Below are 6,618 nucleotides of genomic sequence, written 5' to 3' on the forward strand. Positions count from 1 at the left end.
GCCACACGTGCGGAGGGGGCCGTTCCGCCGAACGCCGAGGCCCTCTCCCGCCGTGCTCCGATCGGGACTAGATTCGGTTCATGGCGGACACCAAGCGCGAGATCGAGCGGAAATTCGAGTTCCCGCGATCCGGCGGGAAGCGCTCCGGCACCACCGGTGACACCGAAGGCGGCGCCGGCACGACCGGGAACACCGGAGACACCGGCCGGGCGGCGAAAGCCGGTGCGGGCGGCGACGCGGCCGGGCACGGCAAGGCCGCCCGGCGCGACGGACCCCGGCCCGGCGCCCGGAACGACCTCCCCGAACTCCCCGAACTCCCCGACCTCACCGGCACCGCCGCCATCGCGGCCGTCCACGACCGGGGCACCGACCACCTCGACGCCGTCTACTACGACACCCCCGACCAGCGGCTCGCCGCCGACGGCCTCACCCTGCGCCGCCGCACCGGCGGCGGGGACTCCGGCTGGCACCTCAAACTCCCCGTCGCCCCCGGGGTCCGCGACGAGGTCCACGCCCCCCTCGCCGACACCGTCCCGCCCGCCCTCGCCGCCCTGGTCCGCTCCCGGGTGCGCGACCACCGGCTCGAACCCCAGGTCCGGCTGCGCTCCGAACGCCGCACCAGCGACCTCCTCGACGCCGGCGGCACCCTCCTCGCACAGCTCAGCACCGACACCGTCCACGCAGAACGGGACGGGGCCACCGCCCACTGGACCGAGGTCGAGGTCGAACTCGCCGACGGCACCGGACCCGCGCTCCTCGACGCCGTCGAACGGACCTTCCGCAAGGCCGGGCTGAAGGTCTCCGACGCCCCCTCGAAACTCGCCCGCGCCCTCGCCGAGACCGGCAGCGGGGCCCCCGCCCGCCCCGCGCCCGGCCCGGCCGACGGAACCGCCGGCGCGTACGTCCTCGCGTACCTGCGCCGGCAGGTCGACACCCTCATCAGCAACGACCCGGCCGTACGGCGCGACCAGCCCGACTCCGTGCACCGGATGCGGGTCGCCTCCCGGCGCCTGCGCAGCGCGTTCAAGACCTACCGCAAGATCCTCGACCGCGAGGTCACCGACCCCATCGGCGAAGAGCTGCGCCGGCTCGGCACGGAACTCGGCGCCGACCGCGACCGGGAGGTCCTCCACGACCACCTCCGGGAAGCGGTCGCCGGCCTCCCCCACCCCCTCCTCGCCGGCCCCGTCCACAAGCGGCTGCGCACCTGGAACGGCACCAGCCGCTCCGTGACGCGCGGCCGCGCCCTCGCCGCCCTCGACCACGCCCGGCACCTCACCCTCCTCGACACCCTGGAGGCCCTGCTCGCCGAGCCGCCGCTGCTGCCCGGGGCCGCGAAACCCGCGGCCAAGGCCCTTCCGAAGGCGATCCTGCGCGACTACCGCAGGCTCGCCCGGCGGGTCGACCGCGCCCTCTCCCTCGACCCCGGCCCGGAACGCGACCGCGCCCTCCACGAGGCCCGCAAGGCGGCCAAACGCGCCCGCTACGGCGCCGAGGCCGCCGAACCCGCCCTCGGGAAGCCCGCCAGGAAGTTCGCCCGGGCCATGGAAGCGGTCCAGGACGTGCTCGGCGAACACCAGGACAGCGTGGTCACCCGCACCGTCCTGCGCGACCTGGCCCACCAGGCCCACGGCGCCGGCGAGCCCTCCTTCACCTGGGGCCTCCTGCACGGCCGTGAGGAGGCCAGGGCCGAACGCGCCGCACGCGACCTCCCGGCCGTCTGGGCCCGGGCGTCGGAACCGCAGCTCCGCTCCTCCCTGTGACCGCGGGGCGGACGACGTCCGGTGCGGTGTTCCCCGCCCTGATGTCCGCTGGGATTCAGGGGGCGGCCCCGAGGGGGTTACGCTTGAGAGTCGCCCCCCTGCCCGCTCACGAAGGTTGCTATGCCCGCCGAGTCAGTCTTCCCTCAGCTCGAGGCCCTGCTTCCGCACGTTCAGAAGCCGATCCAGTACGTCGGTGGTGAGCTGAACTCCACCGTCAAGGACTGGGACGCCTGTGACGTCCGCTGGGCACTCATGTACCCGGACGCCTACGAGGTGGGTCTGCCCAACCAGGGCGTCATGATCCTCTACGAGGTGCTGAACGAGCGCGAGGGCGTCCTCGCCGAGCGCACGTACTCGGTGTGGCCCGACCTGGAAGCCCTGATGCGCGAGCACCAGGTGCCCCAGTTCACCGTGGACAGCCACCGCCCCGTCTCCGCCTTCGACGTGTTCGGCCTGTCCTTCTCCACGGAGCTGGGCTACACCAACATGCTCACGGCGCTGGACCTCGCCGGCATCCCGCTGGAGTCCAAGGACCGGACGGTCGACCACCCCATCGTCCTCGCGGGCGGGCACGCGGCCTTCAACCCAGAGCCGATCGCGGAGTTCATCGACTGCGCGGTCATCGGCGACGGCGAGCAGGCCGTCCTCGACATGACCGAGATCATCCGCACCTGGAAGGCCGAGGGCCGCCCGGGCGGACGCGAGGAGGTCCTGCTGCGCCTCGCGAAGACCGGCAACGTGTACGTGCCGGGCTTCTACGACGTCGAGTACCTCGAGGACGGCCGCATCGGCCGTGTCGTCCCGAACCGCTCGGGCGTGCCGTGGCGCGTCTCCAAGCACACCGTCATGGACCTCGACGAGTGGCCGTACCCCAAGCAGCCCCTGGTCCCGCTCGCCGAGACCGTCCACGAGCGCATGTCGGTGGAGATCTTCCGCGGCTGCACCCGCGGCTGCCGTTTCTGCCAGGCCGGCATGATCACGCGCCCCGTGCGGGAGCGAAGCATCACCGGCATCGGCGAGATGGTCGAAAAGGGCCTCAAGGCGACGGGCTTCGAGGAGGTCGGCCTCCTCTCCCTGTCCTCCGCGGACCACACCGAGATCGCCGACATCGCCAAGGGCCTCGCCGACCGCTACAGCGACGACAAGGTCGGCCTGTCGCTGCCGTCCACCCGCGTGGACGCCTTCAACGTGGACCTGGCGAACGAGCTGACCCGCAACGGCCGCCGCTCGGGCCTGACCTTCGCCCCCGAGGGCGGCTCCGAGCGCATGCGCAAGGTCATCAACAAGATGGTCTCGGAAGAGGACCTGATCCGCACCGTCGCCACCGCCTACGGCAACGGCTGGCGCCAGGTGAAGCTGTACTTCATGTGCGGCCTGCCGACCGAGACCGACGAGGACGTCCTCCAGATCGGCGACATGGCCGTCAACGTCATCGCCAAGGGCCGCGAGGTCTCCGGCCAGAACGACATCCGCTGCACCGTGTCCATCGGCGGGTTCGTGCCCAAGCCGCACACCCCCTTCCAGTGGGCCCCGCAGCTGTCGGCCGAGGAGACGGACGCCCGCCTCGGCAAGCTCCGTGACAAGATCCGCGGCGACAAGAAGTACGGCCGCTCCATCGGCTTCCGCTACCACGACGGCAAGCCCGGCATCGTCGAGGGCCTCCTCTCGCGCGGCGACCGCCGCGTCGGCGACGTCATCCGAGCGGTCTACGAGGACGGCGGCCGCTTCGACGGCTGGCGCGAGCACTTCTCGTACGACCGCTGGATGCGGGCGGCGGAGAAGACCCTGCCGGCGTACGGCGTGGACGTGGCCTGGTACACGACCCGTGAGCGCACGTACGAGGAAGTGCTGCCCTGGGACCACCTGGACTCCGGCCTGGACAAGGACTGGCTCTGGGAGGACTGGCAGGACGCCCTCGACGAGACCGAGGTCGAGGACTGCCGCTGGACGCCCTGCTTCGACTGCGGCGTGTGCCCCCAGATGCAGACGGAGATCCAGATCGGCCCGACCGGCAAGAAGCTGCTGCCCCTGTCGGTCGTGAAGTGACCCCGGCCTGCGGCTGAGCCTCCCGCGCCGTGCCCCCGCCGTCCGACGGCGGGGGCACGGCGCGTTCGTGCGCCGGCCGTCCGGGCTTCGGAGCCGGGTCGGAACGGAACCGCGGGTTCTGGTGTCCTTAGCGGCATGCGGATGGAAAAGCAGCAGGCGGCGCCGGGTGCGGACGGGTGCCTGACCGGGGTGGTCAGGGTGCCGGTGAAGATCGTGGCCGTGCTGGTGGTGCTGCCGGTGCGGGCCGTGTGGGACCTGCTCGTGCTCGGCGCGCGGGCCGCGCGGCGCCGCGTGCTGGCGCCGCTGGGGCGGGCCGCCGGGTGGGTGCTCGCGCGGGTGTGGCGGTACGCGCTGAGGCCGCTGCTGCTCCTCCTCTTCTACTGGCCCTGGGCCGGACTGTGGCGCTACCTGGTCGTGCCCGTCTCCGGCGCCGCGTACACCTGGCTGCTGCGCCCCCTCGGGCTGGGCACCGCCTGGCTGTGCCTCTCCTTCGGGCGGTACGTGCTGGTGCCGCTCGGGACCGGGATCGCCTGGGTGGTGCGGCACGGGGTGGTGCTGCCGTCCGGCCGGCTCTACCGCGAGGTGCTCACGCCGATCGGCCACGGGCTGCGGTGGCTGGGGCGCGGGCTCTGGCGGCTGTTGTTCGTGTGGCCCTGGGTGGGGTTGTGGCGGTACGTCCTCCAGCCGGCCGGCCACGGGCTGCGGTGGCTGGTGGGCTGGTGGGCTGGTTCTGGCGGCTGTTGTTCGTGTGGCCTTGGGTGGGGCTGTGGCGGTACGTCCTCCAGCCGGCCGGCCACGGGCTGGCCTGGGCCGGGCGGTACGTGCTCCTGCCGCCGCTCTCCCTCCTCTACCGGTACCTGCTCGCCCCCCTCGGGCGCCTCCTCGTCAGCGCCTGGCACCTCGCCGGGCGGATCACCCGCGCACTCGGCCGCGGCCTGCGGCGGCTGTGGCGCGGCTGGGTCGCCCGGCCCGCCGCGTGGGTGTACCGGCAGGTGGCCACACCCCTCGGCCACGCCCTGCGCGAGGTGTGGCGCACCTCCCGTGCCGCGGTGCGCGAGGCGCGGGCCGAGGTCCGGCGCGCGCTGTTCGGGGGACCGCCCCGGGAACCGGCGAGGTCACGGGCGCGTACTCTGGGTAGTACGACAGCCGCCGACGCGGCACCCGCTCCCGAGATCTCCCTGCGCGAACGGCGGGGGTGAGCCGGACGGGTCGACAGACCTCAGGGCGGCGCGCGAGCCGCGCCGCCCCGCACAAGGAGAAGAACCACTGGGCAAGCGACAGCCCGAAGGCCCGCCTCCCGCACCGGTGGTGCAGCGCATCCGACTGCGCTACACCAAGCGTGGCCGCCTCCGGTTCACCAGCCACCGAGACTTCCAGCGCGCCTTCGAGCGCGCCCTGCGCCGCGCCGAGGTGCCCATGGCGTACTCGGCCGGCTTCACCCCCCACCCCCGTGTCTCGTACGCGAACGCCGCCCCCACCGGGACCGGCAGCGAGGCCGAGTACCTCGAGATCGGCCTCGCCGAGGCCCGTGACCCCGAGAAGCTCCGCGAGCTGCTCGACGAGTCCATGCCGGCCGGCCTCGACATCGTCGACGCCGTCGAGGCCCGCACCTCCGGGCTCGCGGACCGTCTGACGGCCTCCGTCTGGGAGCTGCGCCTGGAGGGCGTGGAGCCCGCGGACGCGGCGCGGGCGGTGGAGGGCTTCCTCGCCGCCGAGACGGTCGAGGTGCAGCGCCGGACCAAGAACGGCATGCGGACCTTCGACACCCGAGGCGCCGTCGTCAGTCTGGAGGCCCTTCCCGCCCCGGCTGATAGGCCGCTGGACAATGCCTGTGCGATACTGCGGCTGGTTGTTCGGCATTTGACACCTGCCGTGCGACCCGACGACGTCCTGTCCGGTCTCCACGCTGTGGCCGACCTGGCGCCGCCGGTCCCCGCAGCGGTGACCAGGCTGGCGCAGGGGCTCTTCGACGAGGAGTCCGGCACGGTGACCGACCCGCTCGCGCCCGACCGCGAAGCCGTCACGGCCGCCCCACCCACGGCCGCCGTGAATGCCGACGCGAAGGCGCCGGAAGGTCCCGCCGCGTAAGGAACGTCGTCGTCGCGCCGCCCTGGCACTCGGGAGCCACCTGGGTCGGGCAGCGCACAGACCTGAAGACTTCCGCCAGGCCGTACGGACAAGACGTACGGAACCGGCGGCCATGGACTACAGCTCCCGTGTGGCGAACGCGCCCCGGAGGCCGGCTCCGCGCCCTTCGCGCGGAGCCGCGCCGGACCGGACGTCAGCCGCGGCGCCCGGGAGCGTGACGGGAGAACCCCGCATGCTCAACAACGAAACCGAGAACACCCCCGCCGCCGACAGTGGCAGCCCCAGCGACAACCTGCCCCCGCGCAGGCGTCGCCGCGCGGCTTCCCGGCCGGCCGGCCCGCCCGGCGGCGTCGCCGCCGAAACACCCGTGGAGGCCGCCGCCGCTCCGGCTCCGGCCGTCGAGGAGGCTCCGGCCGCTCCGGCGCCGCGTGCCCGTCGCCGTGCGACCCGCGCCGTGGCCGCGCCCGCCGCCGAAGCCGCCGAGGTCGTCGTGGAGCCGGCGGCTCCGGCGCCGGTCACCGAGGAGCCCGTGGCCGCCCCGGCCCCGCGCACCCGCCGCCGTGCCACCCGCGCCACCACCGCTCCGGTCGCCGAGGCCGCTCCGGAGGCCGCCGCCGAGACCGCTCCCGCCGCCGCTCCGGCTCCGGCCGTCGAGGAGGCTCCGGCCGCTCCGGCGCCGCGTGCCCGTCGCCGTGCGACCCGCGCCGTGGCCGCGCCCGCC

At 74.1% G+C, this 6,618-nt stretch carries 4 protein-coding genes and 1 pseudogene; all 5 read left to right on the top strand.

The genetic code is table 11. The annotated features are described in order from the left end of the window. The first annotated feature begins 80 nt into the window (after positions 1-80). Positions 81-1,763, top strand: coding sequence for a CYTH and CHAD domain-containing protein (locus ACZ514_RS30360; protein WP_469126172.1), 1,683 nt, complete (start codon positions 81-83; stop codon positions 1,761-1,763). A 120-nt stretch (positions 1,764-1,883) separates the two neighbouring features. Further along, the gene (locus ACZ514_RS30365) at positions 1,884-3,809 is read left to right on the top strand and encodes a TIGR03960 family B12-binding radical SAM protein (protein ID WP_388938936.1); all 1,926 of its coding nucleotides are present in this window, start codon (positions 1,884-1,886) and stop codon (positions 3,807-3,809) included. A 704-nt stretch (positions 3,810-4,513) separates the two neighbouring features. Beyond that, the gene (locus tag ACZ514_RS30370; RefSeq protein ID WP_469126173.1) at positions 4,514-5,008 is read left to right on the top strand and encodes a hypothetical protein; all 495 of its coding nucleotides are present in this window, start codon (positions 4,514-4,516) and stop codon (positions 5,006-5,008) included. A 109-nt stretch (positions 5,009-5,117) separates the two neighbouring features. Further along, positions 5,118-5,897 carry a TIGR03936 family radical SAM-associated protein gene (locus ACZ514_RS30375; RefSeq protein ID WP_468172344.1) on the top strand — a complete coding sequence of 260 codons (780 nt, stop codon included), beginning with the start codon at positions 5,118-5,120 and terminating at the stop codon, positions 5,895-5,897. Between the two features lie 232 nt (positions 5,898-6,129). Then, a pseudogene (locus tag ACZ514_RS30380) lies at positions 6,130-6,618 on the top strand (hypothetical protein); the annotation flags it as partial.

The sequence above is a fragment of the Streptomyces sp. NPDC034086 genome (assembly GCF_055575515.1).